This window comes from Pseudomonas sp. 05N433, from assembly GCF_056396925.1.
Genome location: NZ_JBFTML010000003.1, coordinates 40,114 through 56,789, shown reverse-complemented (window position 1 = coordinate 56,789; position 16,676 = coordinate 40,114). Strand labels below are relative to the sequence as shown.

The following is a 16,676-nucleotide window of genomic DNA, read 5'->3' as shown; positions in this document are numbered from 1 at the left end:
AGATGCTGGCGTATATTTTTCGGCGACTGCTGCTGATCATCCCGACCCTGTTTGGCATTTTGCTGATCAACTTCGTGATCATCCAGGCCGCCCCCGGTGGGCCGGTGGAACAGATGATCGCCAAACTCGAAGGCTTCGAAGGCGCCACCAGCCGCATTGCCGGCGGCGGAGCCGAAGTGTCGGTGGCAGGTTCCGCCTATCGCGGCGCCCAGGGCCTGGACCCGGCACTGGTCAAGGAAATCGAGCACATGTACGGCTTCGACAAATCGGCGCCGGAACGCTTGTGGATCATGATCAAGAACTACGCCACCCTGGATTTCGGCGACAGCTTCTTCCGCGACGCCAAGGTCATCGACCTGATCAAGGAAAAGATGCCGGTGTCGATCTCCCTCGGGCTGTGGAGCACGCTGATCATGTACCTGGTGTCGATCCCGCTGGGGATCGCCAAGGCGACGCGACACGGCAGCCACTTCGATGTGTGGACCAGTTCGGCGATCATCGTCGGTTACGCGATCCCGGCGTTCCTGTTCGCCATCCTGCTGATTGTGGTGTTCGCCGGCGGCAGCTATTTCGACTGGTTCCCGCTACGGGGCCTGACCTCGAACAACTTTGATGAGCTCAGCACCGGCGGCAAGATCCTCGATTATTTCTGGCACCTGGCTCTGCCGGTCACTGCACTGGTGATCGGCCACTTCGCGACCATGACGCTGCTGACCAAAAACAGCTTCCTCGACGAAATCAACAAGCAATACGTGGTCACCGCCAAAGCCAAGGGCCTGACCCGTCACCGCGTGCTCTACGGCCATGTGTTTCGCAACGCGATGCTGTTGGTGATCGCTGGTTTCCCTTCAGCGCTCATCGGCATTTTCTTCACCGGCTCGTTGCTGGTGGAAGTGATCTTCTCCCTCGACGGCCTCGGCCTGATGAGTTTCGAAGCAGCGATCAACCGCGACTACCCGATCGTCTTCGGCACGCTGTTCATCTTCACGCTGCTGGGGCTGGTGCTCAAGCTGATCGGCGACCTCACGTACACCCTTGTCGATCCGCGCATCGACTTCGAAAGCCGGGAGCATTGAGATGAACCTGTCCCCTCTCAATCGCCGACGTTTCGAGCTGTTCAAGGCCAACAAGCGAGGCTGGTGGTCGTTGTGGCTGTTTCTGATTCTGTTCGGCGCAAGCCTCGGCGCCGAGCTGATCGCCAACGACAAACCGCTGGTGGTGCATTACGACAACGCCTGGTACTTCCCGGCGCTCAAGCGCTATCCGGAAACCGCGTTCGGCGGTGAATTCCCGCTGGAAGCCAACTACAAGAGCCCGTACATCCGCGAACTGCTCAAGGCCAAGGACGCCTGGGTGGTGTGGGCGCCGATCCCCTACAGCTACCAGAGCATCAACTACGACCTGAAAGTCCCGGCCCCGGCGCCGCCGTCCGCCGACAACCTGCTGGGCACCGATGACCAGGGCCGCGACGTGTTGGCCCGGGTGATTTACGGTTTCCGGATTTCGGTGCTGTTCGCTTTGACGCTGACCATTCTCAGCTCGATCATCGGCGTGATCGCCGGCGCCTTGCAGGGCTTTTATGGCGGCTGGGTCGACCTGGCCGGGCAGCGTTTCCTGGAGATCTGGTCCGGGCTGCCGGTGCTGTACCTGCTGATCATCCTCGCCAGTTTCGTGCAGCCGAACTTCTGGTGGCTGCTGGGGATCATGTTGCTGTTTTCGTGGATGAGCCTGGTGGATGTGGTGCGCGCGGAGTTCCTGCGCGGGCGGAATCTGGAATACGTGCGCGCGGCCCGGGCGCTGGGCATGCAGAATGGTGCGATCATGTTCCGCCACATTTTGCCCAACGCCATGGTCTCGACCATGACCTTCATGCCGTTCATCCTGACCGGCGCCATCGGTACGCTGACCGCCCTCGACTTCCTTGGCTTCGGTTTGCCGCCGGGCGCCCCGTCCCTGGGTGAGTTGGTGGCCCAGGGCAAATCCAACCTGCAAGCGCCGTGGCTCGGTATGAGTGCGTTTGCGGTGCTGGCGTTGATGTTGAGTTTGCTGGTATTCATCGGCGAGTCCGCTCGCGATGCCTTCGACCCGAGGAAGTGAAATGAATCAGGACAATCTGATCGAAGTGCGCGACCTGGCCGTCGAATTTGTCGTTGGCGAGCACGTTCAGCGGGTGGTCGAAGGCGTCAGCTTCGACATCAAGCGCGGCGAAACCCTGGCGCTGGTGGGTGAAAGCGGCTCCGGCAAGTCGGTGACCGCCCACTCGATCCTGCGGCTGCTGCCCTATCCGCTGGCCCGGCATCCGTCCGGCACCATCACCTATTCCGACCGGAACTTGTTGGAGCTGAAAGAGAAAACCATCCGCCACATCCGCGGCAACCGGATCGCGATGATCTTTCAAGAGCCGATGACCTCGCTCAACCCACTGCACTCGATCGAGAAGCAGATCAACGAGGTATTGGGCATCCACAAGGGCCTGACCGGCAAAGTCGCGACCAGGCGCACGCTGGAGCTGCTGGAGATGGTCGGCATCYCGGAACCCGAGAAGCGTCTCAAGGCCCTGCCCCACGAATTGTCCGGTGGCCAGCGCCAGCGGGTCATGATCGCCATGGCCCTGGCCAACGAGCCGGAACTGCTGATCGCCGACGAACCGACCACCGCTCTGGACGTGACTGTTCAGCTGAAAATCCTCGAATTGCTCAAGGAATTGCAGGCCCGCCTGGGCATGGCGCTGTTACTGATCAGTCACGATTTGAACCTTGTACGAAGAATTGCGCATCGCGTATGTGTCATGCAGCGCGGTTGCATCGTCGAACAGGCATCGTGCGAAGAATTGTTCCGCGCGCCGCAGCATCCGTACACCCGGGAACTGCTGGCAGCGGAGCCCAGCGGCAAGCCCGCGACCAATGTAATTGGCCCGCCATTGCTGCAGGTCGAGGACCTGAAAGTCTGGTTCCCGATCAAGAAAGGCTTTCTGAAAAAGACCGTCGACCACATCAAGGCGGTGGACGGCATCAATTTCAGCCTGCCCCAGGGACAGACTCTGGGGATTGTGGGAGAAAGCGGTTCCGGCAAGTCGACGCTCGGTTTGGCGATTTTGCGGCTGATCGGCAGCAAAGGGGCAATCCGTTTTGAAGGCAAGCAGCTAGACTGCCTGACGCAGCAACAGGTTCGGCCGCTGCGGCGGGAAATGCAGGTGGTGTTCCAGGACCCTTTCGGCAGCCTGAGCCCACGGATGTGCGTGAGCCAGATCGTCGGCGAAGGCCTGCGGATCCACAAGATGGGCACCGAGGCCGAGCAGGAACAAGCGATTATTGCGGCACTCAAGGAGGTAGGCCTGGATCCGGAAACCCGGCACCGCTACCCCCATGAATTTTCCGGTGGGCAGCGGCAGAGAATCGCCATTGCCCGGGCTTTAGTGCTAAAACCGGCGTTGATTCTGCTGGACGAGCCGACTTCGGCCCTCGACCGCACCGTGCAACGCCAAGTGGTGGAGCTGCTACGTTCACTGCAAACCAAGTACAACCTGACGTATTTGTTTATCAGCCATGACCTGGCTGTCGTCAAAGCGCTGAGCCACCAGCTGATGGTGGTCAAGCATGGCCAAGTGGTCGAACAGGGAGACGCGCAAAGTATCTTTGCCGCCCCCCAACATCCGTATACACAGCAGTTGCTGGAAGCCGCTTTTCTGGCACCAGCCACTGCGCAATAAACCTGAAAGAGAGGAGCAACACATGGGTTTTCTCGCCGGTAAGCGCGTACTGATCGTCGGTGTCGCCAGCAAGCTGTCCATCGCATCCGGCATCGCTGCCGCCATGCATCGCGAGGGCGCTGAGCTTGCCTTCACTTATCAGAACGACAAACTCAAGGGTCGTGTCGAAGAATTCGCACAGGGCTGGGGTTCGAGCCCTGAGCTGTGCTTCCCGTGCGACGTGGCCAGCGATGCCGAAATCGCCAAGGTCTTCGAAGAGTTGAGCAAGAAGTGGGACGGCCTGGACTGCATCGTGCACTCCGTCGGCTTCGCCCCGGGCGACCAACTGGACGGCGACTTCACCGAAGCCACCACCCGTGAAGGTTTCCGCATCGCTCACGACATCAGCGCCTACAGCTTCGTGGCCCTGGCCAAGGCTGGTCGCGAAATGATGAAAGGCCGCAATGGCAGCCTGCTGACCCTGTCGTACCTGGGCGCCGAGCGCACCATGCCGAACTACAACGTCATGGGCATGGCCAAGGCTTCCCTGGAAGCTGGCGTACGTTACCTGGCCGGCTCCCTGGGCCCGGACGGCACCCGCGTCAACTGCGTATCGGCTGGCCCGATCCGCACCCTCGCCGCTTCCGGCATCAAGAACTTCCGCAAAATGCTGGCCGCCAACGAAGCGCAAACCCCGCTGCGTCGTAACGTCACCATCGAAGAAGTCGGCAACGCCGGCGCCTTCCTGTGCTCGGACCTGGCTTCCGGCATCAGCGGCGAAATCATGTACGTAGACGGCGGCTTCAACACCACCGCCATGGGCAACATCGAAGAGTGATCTTCGATTAGCCGTTAAAAAACCCGCCTCTTCAGGCGGGTTTTTTGTGCCCTCAAATTCAAAAGATCTTCACAACAAACACTGAGCAAACAACTGCTGGATCGGCTGTGTACGCTGGCTATAACGCTGCAACAGCACGATCTCCCGGTAGAACGTCAGCTCTCCCAGCGGGATGATCCTGACCTTCGCCCCATGCTCAAGCCACAGCCCCGCCTCGGGCAATAGCGAAACACCCAGCCCGCATTCCACCATCTTGACAATGGCTTCCAGCTCATCCAGCTCCAGAGCCACCTGTACATCAATCTGCTGCTCGCGCAAAAAACGCGTCACCAATCGCCCACCGAATGAATTGCGGTCGTAGCGTACGTGGGGATGGCTGGCGAGTAACTGCAGCGGGTCATCCCCCTCAAGGTCGGCCGGCACGATCAGCACAAACGGCTCCCGGCGAATGACTTGCACCGATAATTCCTTGGGCAGTTCGAACGGCGGCTTGATCAGAATCGCCAGGTCCACTTCGCCAGTGTCCACCTGGCTCAGCAGGTTCAGGGATACCCCCGGCACCAGTTTCGCCTCCAGCGACGGCGCCTGTTGCCTGAGTCGCAACAGCGCCCGTGGCAACAAACCGGTCTGGACGGTGGCCACCGCGCCGATCTTCAATTCGCCACGAAACTCGCTGATGTCATCACTGACGGCCATGCGACTGAAGATCTCGAGCATTTCCTGAGCCATCGGCAACGCTCGCTGCCCTGCGGCATTGAGGAGTGCCTGACGCCCGGTGCGATCGAACAGACGGATGCCCAACGCCTGCTCCAGATTGCGGATCTGCGCGCTGACCGCCGACTGAGTCAGGCCAATGTGCATGCCTGCCGCTGCGAACGTGCCATGGCGCGTCACGGCAATGAAGGTTTTCAGTTCCCGCAGCATACGGCCCCCCAATTGATCGAAATAATTTGAGCTCGCTGCAAAAACTATCGTCTTTCAATCAAAAAGCACAGGACTAAACTCAGCCTCAACGCTCAACCCATCGAGGCACATCCGATGCAACTGTCCCCTTTTCATTTGGCCATCCCGGTTTACGATCTGGACGCTACCCGGCGTTTCTATGGCGAGGTGTTCGGCCTGGAAGAAGGTCGCTCCAGCGATCACTGGGTCGATTTCAACTTTTTCGGCCATCAACTGGTGATTCATCTGGCCCCGAAAAACGCTTCTCAGGAAGCCGCCCATACCAACGCCGTGGACGGCCACGACGTACCGGTGCCGCATTTCGGTGTGGTATTGCCGATGGAAGAATGGGAGGCGCTGGCCGAACGCCTGAAAGCCCTGGGTACACACTTCGTGATCGAGCCGGGCATCCGGTTTCAGGGATTGGTGGGCGAACAAGCCACGATGTTTCTTTTCGATCCCTGCGGCAATGCTCTGGAGTTCAAGGCGTTCAAAAATATCAATCAGTTGTTCGCCAAATGATCCGCCTGCCCCTTGACGCCACCACCCTCAGTGAAGCGGTGGTCAATGGCGAGACCACCGCTGCCATCGTCGTCGAAACCTTTCTTCAACGCTTTCAGGCGCAAGAGCCGGATATCCAGGCTTTTGTCTCGTTCGACGCCCRGCAGGTCCGCGCCGATGCGGCGCAGCACAACGGCCAGGGTCTGCTGGCCGGCGTCCCCGTGGGTATCAAGGACATTTTCGACACTGCGACCCACCCCACGCAGTTCTATTCACCCATCTATACCGACCATCAACCCTCCCGGGACGCCCACGTCGTGACGCTGCTGCGCCAGGCCGGGGCGCTGATCATGGGCAAGACCCATACCACCGAGTTTGCGTACATGCACACCGGTCCAACCCGCAATCCCCACGACCTTACGCGAACGCCGGGCAGCTCCAGCGCTGGCTCGGCGGCCGGGATGGCTGCAGGGTTCTTTGCCCTGGCGCTGGGCACCCAGACCGCTGGCTCGTTGCTCAAGCCGGCATCCTACTGCGGCCTCTTCGCTTTCAAACCGTCGCTGGGACTGGTGTCGCTGGAAGGGGTAAAACCGTTGGCGCCGAGCTTCGACACCGTGGGTTGGTATGGCCAGTCAGTGCGCGACCTGCACCTGGTAGCGCGCGTGTTGATTCCCGGGTTCGTGGTGCCGGACATCGAGCGACGTCCGCTGCACTTGGGGTTCTGCCGCACGTCGCGCTGGGATCAAGTGGACCCCGACGTGGTCCTTGCCCTGGAACAGGCGGTGGATCAGTTGCGCAGCGCCGGCCATCACGTGAGCGACGTACGGCTGCCGGATGAGTTTGCCGGTGTGTTCGACGATCATCAGTTGATTAACGATTGCGAAGGTGCCCGCTCGCTGGCAAAGGAGTTTCAACAACACCGAACACAATTGAGCCCTTCGACCCTGGCCATGTTCGAGCGGGCGGCAACCACAACCTGGCAACAGGAATCCGCTGCCAAGGCGCGCCTGGCCGATCTTGCCCCACGCTTGAGCGAGCTTTGCCGCCCCTTCGACGCCATGCTCGGCGCCTCTTGCGGGATGGTCGCGCCGGTCGGCCTGGAAAGCACCGGGCCGTCGGACTTCATCAAGTTCTGGGGGGCGTTTGGCTGGCCGCAACTGAACATACCGCTGAGGCCCGGCCAAGCCATGTTGCCTGTCGGGCTACAGATGATCGGAAGGTTCAGAGAGGATGGTCGGCTGTTACGAACGGCCGAGCACGTTGCAGCGGTTTTGCAAGGCGCCATTCAAGAATGACGAGCTTCGAACTGTCGGGCACGCAACGCCTTATCGACCAGAGCCAGCAGATCTTGCGCCGTTTGGGTTAGCTGAGCATCAAACTCGATCTGCCCGACACTGAAGCGAATGTCATAACCACGATGCACCGTGGCATTACGCTCATCGAGTATTTCTTCGAGGCGCGCCCTGATTGCGGCAATCTCCACCGTGTTGGCGCCGGTCAACAAGGCAGCAAACTCATCGCTGCCCAGCCGACCGATCACATCGCTTTCACGAAAAGCGATGCGCAGCACGTCGGCAAAGGTTTTCAGGGCGTTGTCGCCCTCGGCACGCCCATACAACCGGTTGATGCACTTGAAGTCGTCAAGGTCGAAAAACAACAAGGTCGCAGGTTGACCCAACTGCCGACAGGCCTCCAGCGCCAATTGGGCCAGAGCCTCGAAGCCATGACGATTGGACAGCAGCGTCAACTCATCCATGCTCGCCATCTGCACGCCCATCAGTTCTTGCTCGGCCTTGCGCGCCAAGTCGCGCAGTACATCGCGGTCCTGCACGGCGCCGTCGAGGACGTTCGGCGTGCCCACGCCGGGTTTGAGCGGTTTGTCTGGGGTTAGCATTACTCACTCCCTTGATGGATATAAACGTTAGAGTCGTTCACACCCGGTTTGACTCCCTATAAACGCGCCGCTGGTCAGCTACCCGCCACCGGACATGGCCCTCCAGCGTCCGCCCAGAGTTTGAACTGGGTGACGAAAATGTCGTGGGGCACCGGCACCGGCGTCCGTCCCTCACCTGGATGCCAGCCCCAGAGCACCAGTTTGTCCTCGCTGACATGTTTGATCAGTGCCGCAAAATCACGATCGCCATTACTGGAACGATCCTTGATCATTGCGCACAACCTGTCGGGCGGCAGGCCGATCCAGGCCATTTTGTGCGCGGCTGGCGGCAGGCTCCAATGCGGCGCTCCGGGCGGTGTGTGAGGCCCATAACTGGCGGGCGGATTGCTGTCGGCATGGCAACTGGCACACGGCAGACCGGCCGCCCCTTTGCCATCCATCCCGCGAACCACCCTCATCGCGTGAGGATTGCCGGCGTCGAACTGTAAAGGCGAATCGCCGGGGATATGGCAGTTCTGACAGCGCGGGCTCTGGAACACCTTCTGTACTGTGTCAAACGCCTTCAGCGCCTCTTTATCATCAGCGAACAGGTCCGAGGCATAGCCAGTCAGCCCGATCAGCACCACCGCGCCCAGCAACAGATGTCGTTTCATGTCACACCCCCGACAATTGCAGCGGCAGTTCCCGCAGACGCTGCCCGGTCAGGGCAAACACCGCGTTCGCCACGGCCGGCGCCACGGGCGGTACACCAACCTCGCCGATGCCGCCGGGTTTGTCGGTGCTGGGGACGATATGCACTTCGACCACGGGCATTTCGTTCAGGCGCAACACCTGATAGTCGTGAAAATTGGATTGCTGCACCTGGCCGTTCTTGAACGTCAGTTTGCTGTGCAAGGTAAATCCGAGACCGAAGGTGATGCCTGACTCCATCTGCGCGGCGATGCTCTGCGGGTTGACCGCAATGCCGCAATCCACCGCACACACCACCCGGTGTACGCGAATCGCCAGGTTGTCCTGCGACACCTCCGCCACATGGGCGACGTAGCTGCCGAAAGACTCATGCACCGCCACGCCCAATGCGTGGCCGTCCGGCAACGGCGCTTTCCAGTCGGCTTTCTCCACCGCCAGATTCAGCACCCCCAGATGCCGTGGATGCGCCTTGAGCAAGGTTCGTCGGTATTCCACCGGATCCTTGCCGGCCGCCTCTGCCAGCTCATCGATCAACGACTCCATGACGAATGCCGTATGGGTATGCCCCACCGACCGCAACCACAGCACGCTGATGCCTGTTTGCGGGGAATGCAGGTCGATCAGGTGATTGGCCAGCCCCTCAAAATAAGGACTGTCGGCCACACCTTCGACGGAGGTTTTGTCGACACCGTCCTTGACCATGGTCGCCTCGAACGACGTGCCGGCCATGATCGACTGCCCGACCAGCATATGCTTCCAGGCGATCGGCATACCGTCGGCGTCCAACCCGATGCGTGCCTGATGCAGGAATGCCGAGCGATAGTAACCGCCGCGAATGTCATCCTCTCGGGACCAGACGGTTTTCACCGGTTCGCCCGCCGCTTTGGCGACGTACACCGCCTCGCTGACAAAATCCGAGGTCGGGTTGGCCCGACGCCCGAAGCCGCCACCGAGGAATTGGGTGTGGATCTCGACCTGTTCGGGTTTGAGCCCGGTGATCTTCCCCGCAATCATCTGATCCAGGGTCTGGAACTGCGTGCCGGTCCAGATTTCGCATTTGTCCTTGGTGATGTTCACCGTGCAATTGAGCGGTTCCATCGGCGCGTGGGCCAGGTACGGCACGCTGTATTCGGCCTCGATAGTCTTCGCCGCCCTGCCCAACATGACCGTCGCGTCCCCGGCCTGGCTGACCGAGGTCCCGGGGGTGGCGGCGAGTTTACGGAAGCTTTCCAGCAGTTGCTGGCTGTCGAGCCCGGCGTTCGGCCCCGGTTCCCATACAACCTTCAGCGCATCGCGCCCCAGCTTCGCCGCCCAATAATGATCGGCAATCACCGCGACTCCCGTGGGCACCTGCACCACTTTGTGCACGCCAGGCACCGCCAGCGCCTCGGCGCCTTCGAAGGATTTGACGCTGCCACCGAACACTGGCGGCCGAGCGACCACCGCAGTCATGAGCCCGTCGAATTGCACGTCCATGCCGAACTTCGCCTGCCCGGTGATTTTCTCCGGGGTATCGAGGCGCTTGGTGGGTTTGCCGATGACCTTCCAGTCCTTGGCTTCCTTGAACTTGATCGAGGCTGGATCCGGCACCGGCAACTTGCCGGCGTCATCCGCCAGTTCGCCGTAAGTGGCGCGTTTGTCGCCGGCAATGACCACGCCCGATTCGGTGCTAATCTGCGAAGGCGCCATGTCGAAGCGCTTGGCTGCCGCGTCGATCAGCATCAAGCGCGCCGCTGCGCCGGCCTGACGATAGCGATCGAACTCCATCCAGGTCGAGGTCGAACCGCCGGTGATTTGCATCCCGCCAAACGCCGGCAGGCCATACTCGGCGGCCGAGGCTGGCGCGTGTTCGACGCGAATTTTCGACCAATCGGCGTCCAGTTCTTCGGCGATCAACATGGTCAGGCCGGTCCAGATGCCCTGGCCCATTTCCGAATGGCCGAGCAGCACAATGACGCTGTTGTCGTTGCCGATGCGTAAAAAGGCATTGGGCGCGAACACCTCTCCTTGATTCTCGGCACCGAAGGCGAAGCGATGGCCGCCAGGAATGACAAACGCCACCACCAGACCGCCTCCCAACACGGCACTGCCCTTGAGAAAACCGCGACGCGAAACAGGGTTGATGCTGTTCATTGCTCAGACTCCCTTCAACGTGGCTTCAACGTCGCCTCACCCGATCTCGGCGGCGCGTTTGACCGCGGCGCGGATTCTTGGGTAGGTGCCGCAGCGGCAAATGTTGCCGGACAGCGCCTGGTCGATGTCGCTGTCGGTAGGCTTGGGGATCTTCGCCAGCAACGCGGCCGCCGACATGATCTGCCCGGACTGGCAATAACCGCACTGAACCACATCGAGTTCGGCCCAGGCTTGTTGCACCGGGTGCGAGCCGTCGCTGGACAGGCCTTCGATGGTGAGAATTTTCTGCCCGTGGGCCACCGCCGTGGCGGGCGTGATGCAAGAGCGCAGCGGCGCGCCGTCGACGTGTACGGTGCAGGCGCCACACTGGGCCATGCCGCAACCGAATTTGGTGCCCGTCAGGTGCGCGACATCGCGCAGAACCCAGAGCAACGGCATGTCCGCGGGGACATCCAGTTCCTGGTCCTTGCCATTGATATTCAGGGTCAGCATGGCTGATTTCCTCAGACTCACGGTGTTCTGAAGGGGCGCCGCTGTGGCAGCGAAATACCTACGCGGCGCCTTGGGTCATCCCTACAGCTAAGCGCAATTTGACCCACAAGCCATGTTCATCGACCACCGGTCGCTCCCGTCCCGTAGCAGCAGCCTCGCGCAGCTCGGCAGCTGCTACGGACTTGTCGATCTACGGCGCCACCCGTCTACTGCGGACTGGCTAATCTGATAATCCAGTGTGTTCAACCTGCCGAGGACAACCGCCATGCAACGCTTTCCAAAAATCACGCCCTGCCTGTGGTTTGACGATCAGGCCGAAACGGCGGCGAAATTCTATTGCTCGATCTTCGATCACTCGAAAATCACCGCCATCACCCATTACGGCAAGGCCGGTCAGGAAATCCACGGCCGCCCGGAAGGTTCGGTGATGACGGTCAGCTTCGAGCTTGATGGCCAGACCTTCACCGGTCTCAATGGCGGGCCAGTGTTCACCTTCAACGAAGCGGTGTCGTTCCAGGTCAATTGTCAGAATCAGGAGGAAGTCGACCACTTCTGGGGCAACCTGTCCGCCGGTGGGCCTGTGCAGGCGCAGCAATGTGGCTGGCTCAAGGATAAATTCGGCGTGTCATGGCAGATCGTGCCGATCGCGCTGATACACATGATGCAAGACCCCGATACGCACAAGTCCCAGCGCGCGATGCAAGCGATGCTGCAAATGAAAAAACTCGACATCGCCGAACTGGAACGAGCCTTTGCCGGCCAGAGCTAATACACTCAGGCACTGGCCCGCCAAGGACATCGAGATGAAGCACACCGTCGCCAAATATGCAGACAAAGCCCCGCGTTTCTGGCGCGACGACGCCCTGCCCTTCATCGAAGCCCGCTCCATCGCCGACGGCCGCGAGGTCTGCTACGCCCGGCATTCCCACGAACACTTTTCCATCGGTGCTATCACCGCTGGGCGCAGCACCTACATCCACGAGCAATCGGAGTTTCAGGTCAGCGCCGGTACCGTGGTGTTGATGAACCCCGGCGATGTGCATGCCTGCAATCCGATCGATGACCAGCCTTGGTCGTACCTGATGCTGTACGTCGAGACGCCTTGGCTGACTGACTTGCAGCATCAGCTCGGCTTCAGCCAGGATTCGGCGTTTCGCCGGTTTTCCATCACCCACAATCGCGATCTCGAGCTGTTCGCCGGCCTGAGGAGCGTATATGAGGTGTTGATCGATCAGCAGCAAGACGTGCTGCGCAAACACAGCGCGGCGGTGGAGTTTTTCACCGAGGTGCAACAGCGGCTCAACCCGGTCGATCAACCGCTGCGCGAACCCAATTTCAAGCTCGAACGGGCCGCCGACTACATCCGCGATAACTGCACGCATCAGCTCAAGCTCGAAGACATTTGCGAAGCGGCGCAACTGTCGCCGTCCTACCTTATCCGCGCCTTCAAACAGCATTACGGCATGACGCCCCATGCATTTCTGGTCAACCGGCGCATCCAGTTCGCCCGGGATCGACTGCGTAGCGGCAGGCTGATCGCCGATGTCGCATTGGAGGCCGGATTTGCTGATCAGGCGCATTTTCAGCGGGCGTTCAAGCAACATCTGGCGGCGACACCAGGGCAATATCGCGGGTAAGTTAATATGTCGACATGCGCCCCCTGTCAAAAACAGGTTAGTTAATATAAACCCACGAGCCATGCCGGTAAAATTCATACAAAGTCATATAACTAATATGACAACACTCCAAACTCTTATTTAAGCTCCCTTCCCTTCCCACGCTACAACCCAATATCAGAAGATGGAGCTTCTTACTTGAACACGCCGAACAACAACGTATTTCATTCCAGCATCCAACGCGAAAAACAATTAGTCATTGAAGCCATCGTCAACTTCCTCAGCGATGAAGACGTCATGGCAACCGTTGGATGGTCGTGGGATCGTGTATCAGTTACCTGTGACCCGAATTCCGACTTCTCCCAACTACATCATCCAGCTACTACCTGCCTGGCGAGGCTCAGCCGGCAACCCGACTTCAAAAAAATCGCGGTCGAACAAGGCATCTCCCGAACAAACATCTTTCATGTCAATGAACACGGCCAACTCTTTTATTCCTATGACAACATCAGTACCCGTGAAGCCAACGGTGAGCTGATCACTGTCAGTTTCTTCTCCGAGCGTAACGATATCGCCCATCACTTCACTGGCGTTGCCGATATCGATGAACAACTACGCCTCCTTTCAGGCAGTGCCAAGCTGACTGGCGGATGGGTGACGTCCACCGAAAAAATCACAATAAGTCAGTGGTTGCGTTTTCACAGCTTGCCACTTCCGGCCAGCGTGGAAAGTGCAAAAGAGTTAATTGATTTACTGAATGCCCCCCCCCTTCCAGCACCGTCGCCCTATGGGAACTACTGGGAGTTGCTGAGCCCTCCCAAAGACTCACCGTTCGAACTCACGGAGAAAAATCGCGCCCTCATTCGCGATGTGATCGAGGAAGAAACCGGAGGCGAACTTCCTTTGGTTTCGCTTTATGGCCATGTGCTGAAACTTGAAAGCTTTTCCGCCGACAAACTGCCCACCAGCCAAGGTTACCGTCTGACACGGCTGATCGATATTGCAGTGTCGAGCGCGAATAATGGGCATGCGTTCATGACGGCATTAGGCTGGTTCGCTGATGAAAACGGCCCCAAGCCCACCGAGCAGTTCATCGAACAGCTGATGATTGCGGTGATGCTGCTTGACCTTGATCCGGAACTGGACAGCGCCAATACCTCGTTTGCAGGTTTTGACCTCTACTCGAAACGTCATTTACTGCTTTCCCCCTCAGCGGTCCGCACGCAACTTGAACAGCATCTGGTCAGCCAACTCAAGCTCGACGCCATGATTGCCCCGCTCGTCGCGGAACTGGTCCTGGGTGGCATGGCGCCGGAATATCTTGCCGATGAACTGCCGTCCAATCTGCGTATCGGCACACCGGCGTGGGTCGTCTTCACCCAGGCCGTGCACTTTGCCGAAGCGATCACCCCCGGTGTTTCCCGGAGCATGACCTCCCAACACCTGCTGGGGTTCGCCCGCGCATCGCAATTGACACCCGAGCTCAAAGCAGTGTTTGCCGCACACTCGGCTGACCCGGTGATCACCTGGGCGCTAATGAACGACCTGATCTCCCGGGATTCAGAGGGCAACCTCAATCAGCAAGCCGTTACGGTGGCGATGGATGAGTACAAGCAACATGCGGACATGATGACGAGCGCCTTGATTGATCTGGGCAAACCGCTGCCCCATCGCAAGGCGCTCGCGCTTAAAGAACTGAAATCCCAAGTGCCGGATTGTGACCCCGAGGAACTGTTGGTCAAACATCGCGGAACGGGCGGCGGCGCAGGAAGGCGGGTATCGGTTGTCGATCTTTACCTGGGCGACGAGCTTCACACCCAGGATTGGGATCGAGCCAAAGGCACCAGCATTTACGAGGCTTTCCCTGATCTGGCTGACATGTACCCCGTTGCGGATTTATTTCAGCAAGCGGTCCACAATCATCACAACTCAATGACCGAAGCATTGTCGGCCATTATCAACGTCACCTTTTCGCAACTAAGCCCGAAGGACAGGTCGTTCATCGAGGACGGCCATCTAGGTATCTATAGTGTTCAGGAATACACAACCACCCGATTTACCAATATTCCCAACCCGACGGGCGTAGCAAGACCAGCGACGCCCGTTCCAGGGAAGACGGGCCGTTATGGCGTTCTCATTTGTGCGGTACTTGATTCAGAGCTTCGTTGTTATCAACTGTTTCCAATGAGGACGGAATGCGTATACAGCGAGGAACTTGGCGAAGTGTTTCGCCCTCTCTTCATGGCCAGTGGGTCCGCTGTAGCGACGTTTGTGAACCACAAACACCATTTGGAAGGCCGTCTGGATATACAGGCTTATCGAGCGAACACGGCCCCCCGCAGCTATTCCCGGTCCGCCTTTTTTATCCGCAAGATCGGAGAATTCAACCCATCGTCGGCCAGTGCAGGCACCCCCTCGCCGAACCGTTACTTTCGTTCCACGCGAAAAGAAGCAATCAGCGACCTTATTGCAAAAGAGAACCCCTATTTCACTGTAGATGAACTGATGCAACTGGGCCTCGATCAGACACGACGGGAAAAAGCGATTGAAAAGACCGACGCCATCTTCACATTCATTCTGAACCTGATCATTCCGTTCAAGGAGTGCGTCGAGGAGCTTTCCTCGGGGGTTCCTGCCCGACAAAACCGCGCTATTCACGGCTGTGTCATGGACGCGGCGGCCCTCGCTGTTTCCTTTGCCGTCGTCGGCATTAAAGTTACCGCTATCAGCGCCAAGGCCACGACCCTGGTCTCCAAACTCCTTTCCACGTCCAAAGTTGTTGGCAGTACTGTCATCAGCCTTTTCAACCCCATTGACGGAGTGCCTCAACTGCTCAAGGGCGGCGGAAAACTATTGGCTCGGGGCGTGAAGAAACTAGGCGCTCATGCGCTCTCCACCCCGTATCTGGCTCGGCGGCAGTTGCGCTATCTGACGGGCGCGAACAGCTATGATCTGCTCCGGGCCATCAACCATACCGGCGCAGGCCCCCGGATTCGAATGTCGCTGGACACGGTTGCCCATGGTCGAGCGCTGTTCAAGGACGACAGCATTCAAACCGTTGAACAGATTGTGACCCGCCTGGGCAACAAGAACAGTCGACTGCCAGATGGCGCTCTGCCGTCCGAACTGGAGCATCTGTTCAACAATGCGCTTGTTGAATCGGCGCTCGGACTCAAGCAAGCGCAAGATCTGCAGGGATTGATCGGTCGAACGCCTGTTGAAGATCTTTTCAAGGCAGTCCTGGAAAAAGCTCAATACAGCTACACCAGCGCCCGCTCCGCATCTGGTGCTCAAGGTTACGCCGATACACTGGCAACCTTTGCCCAGGTCGAAGCGAAAAACGTCACCTACATGAAGAATTACCAACAAAACGTATTACAGCAAGACCTGGGCAAGGTACCGTTTAATCAGGTCATGCCAGAATCAGCCTTCAATCCAATGGGCTTTACCGATAACTCGCAAAGGGCCGGCGCCTGGATCGTCAATGGTTCTACCTCCCCTGGCAACGACCTCGACAGCATCGTTGCGGTACTGCGCGAGTACGCCGGCAATCAAGAAACACTGACTGATCCGACCGTGATCAAACAGCTGCATGCCCGTATCGCGCCAGCCACCTCGGACGTCGTGCGCGTGGGCGTCAATGACAAGAAATACGCTAGCAACATCAGTGGATTCGCCGCGATGGAACAACATCTGAAAACACTGAACTCCAGTCATGAGCATTTCGACAAACAGTTGCTGGCGACCGTCGTAGGTTTCCACGGTCTAGGCGACGGTAATGGCCGTACGGGTCGTGCCCTGTATGCCATCAGCCAGCTTCGAAACAACCGGTTCACACCGCTGACAAAACAAGAGTTCAGTTTGCTGCACGGACTCGATTAA

Annotated in this window: 14 protein-coding genes; 9 read left to right on the top strand and 5 right to left on the bottom strand. The window is 59.0% G+C overall.

Features of this window, described 5'->3' with window-relative positions:
- The first annotated feature begins 2 nt into the window (after window positions 1-2).
- From AC1DIS_RS01905 to fabI, 4 genes are read left to right on the top strand one after another with little or no spacing between them, the layout of a single operon-like run.
- A complete protein-coding gene (locus AC1DIS_RS01905) occupies window positions 3-1,076 on the top strand; it encodes a microcin C ABC transporter permease YejB (protein ID WP_018929626.1) in 1,074 nt (357 codons plus the stop codon).
- A gap of 1 nt (window position 1,077) precedes the next feature.
- Window positions 1,078-2,097, top strand: a complete 1,020-nt coding sequence (locus tag AC1DIS_RS01900) for an ABC transporter permease (RefSeq protein WP_007906755.1) — start codon at window positions 1,078-1,080, stop codon at window positions 2,095-2,097.
- 1 nt (window position 2,098) lies between these two features.
- Window positions 2,099-3,709, top strand: coding sequence for an ABC transporter ATP-binding protein (locus AC1DIS_RS01895; protein WP_477780732.1), 1,611 nt, complete (start codon window positions 2,099-2,101; stop codon window positions 3,707-3,709).
- A gap of 22 nt (window positions 3,710-3,731) precedes the next feature.
- Window positions 3,732-4,526, top strand: coding sequence for an enoyl-ACP reductase FabI (gene fabI / locus AC1DIS_RS01890; protein ID WP_007937760.1), 795 nt, complete (start codon window positions 3,732-3,734; stop codon window positions 4,524-4,526).
- 69 nt (window positions 4,527-4,595) lie between these two features.
- Here the strand turns inward: fabI and AC1DIS_RS01885 are convergent, their stop codons facing one another.
- A complete protein-coding gene (locus AC1DIS_RS01885; protein ID WP_477742983.1) occupies window positions 4,596-5,450 on the bottom strand; it encodes a LysR family transcriptional regulator in 855 nt (284 codons plus the stop codon).
- Between the two features lie 114 nt (window positions 5,451-5,564).
- Here AC1DIS_RS01885 and AC1DIS_RS01880 point away from each other — a divergent pair, with 114 nt between their 5' ends.
- Window positions 5,565-5,990: a VOC family protein gene (locus AC1DIS_RS01880; RefSeq protein ID WP_019579332.1), complete on the top strand. Its 426-nt coding sequence runs from the start codon at window positions 5,565-5,567 to the stop codon at window positions 5,988-5,990.
- Window positions 5,987-7,264 (top strand): amidase, encoded by a 1,278-nt coding sequence (locus tag AC1DIS_RS01875; protein WP_477780731.1) that lies wholly within the window; start codon window positions 5,987-5,989, stop codon window positions 7,262-7,264. Before AC1DIS_RS01880 ends, AC1DIS_RS01875 begins: the two co-directional genes overlap by 4 nt.
- Here AC1DIS_RS01875 and AC1DIS_RS01870 read toward each other — a convergent pair.
- From AC1DIS_RS01870 to AC1DIS_RS01855, 4 genes are all read right to left on the bottom strand, one after another.
- Window positions 7,255-7,863: a GGDEF domain-containing protein gene (locus tag AC1DIS_RS01870; RefSeq protein WP_477742981.1), complete on the bottom strand. Its 609-nt coding sequence runs from the start codon at window positions 7,861-7,863 to the stop codon at window positions 7,255-7,257. The genes AC1DIS_RS01875 and AC1DIS_RS01870 overlap by 10 nt on opposite strands.
- A 74-nt stretch (window positions 7,864-7,937) precedes the next feature.
- Window positions 7,938-8,516, bottom strand: a complete 579-nt coding sequence (locus AC1DIS_RS01865) for a hypothetical protein (RefSeq protein ID WP_018929632.1) — start codon at window positions 8,514-8,516, stop codon at window positions 7,938-7,940.
- Window position 8,517: 1 nt separating this feature from the next.
- Window positions 8,518-10,686, bottom strand: a complete 2,169-nt coding sequence (locus tag AC1DIS_RS01860; RefSeq protein ID WP_086946056.1) for a xanthine dehydrogenase family protein molybdopterin-binding subunit — start codon at window positions 10,684-10,686, stop codon at window positions 8,518-8,520.
- Between the two features lie 36 nt (window positions 10,687-10,722).
- Window positions 10,723-11,178, bottom strand: a complete 456-nt coding sequence (locus tag AC1DIS_RS01855) for a (2Fe-2S)-binding protein (protein ID WP_007937751.1) — start codon at window positions 11,176-11,178, stop codon at window positions 10,723-10,725.
- A gap of 265 nt (window positions 11,179-11,443) precedes the next feature.
- On the opposite strand from AC1DIS_RS01855, the gene AC1DIS_RS01850 reads away from it, so the two are divergent.
- The 3 genes from AC1DIS_RS01850 to AC1DIS_RS01840 all read left to right on the top strand — a co-directional run bounded on the left by AC1DIS_RS01850 (window position 11,444) and on the right by AC1DIS_RS01840 (window position 16,676).
- Window positions 11,444-11,947 carry a VOC family protein gene (locus tag AC1DIS_RS01850; RefSeq protein ID WP_477742980.1) on the top strand — a complete coding sequence of 168 codons (504 nt, stop codon included), beginning with the start codon at window positions 11,444-11,446 and terminating at the stop codon, window positions 11,945-11,947.
- A gap of 34 nt (window positions 11,948-11,981) precedes the next feature.
- Window positions 11,982-12,815: an AraC family ligand binding domain-containing protein gene (locus tag AC1DIS_RS01845; protein WP_477742979.1), complete on the top strand. Its 834-nt coding sequence runs from the start codon at window positions 11,982-11,984 to the stop codon at window positions 12,813-12,815.
- Window positions 12,816-12,992: 177 nt separating this feature from the next.
- Window positions 12,993-16,676 (top strand): hypothetical protein, encoded by a 3,684-nt coding sequence (locus AC1DIS_RS01840; RefSeq protein ID WP_477742978.1) that lies wholly within the window; start codon window positions 12,993-12,995, stop codon window positions 16,674-16,676.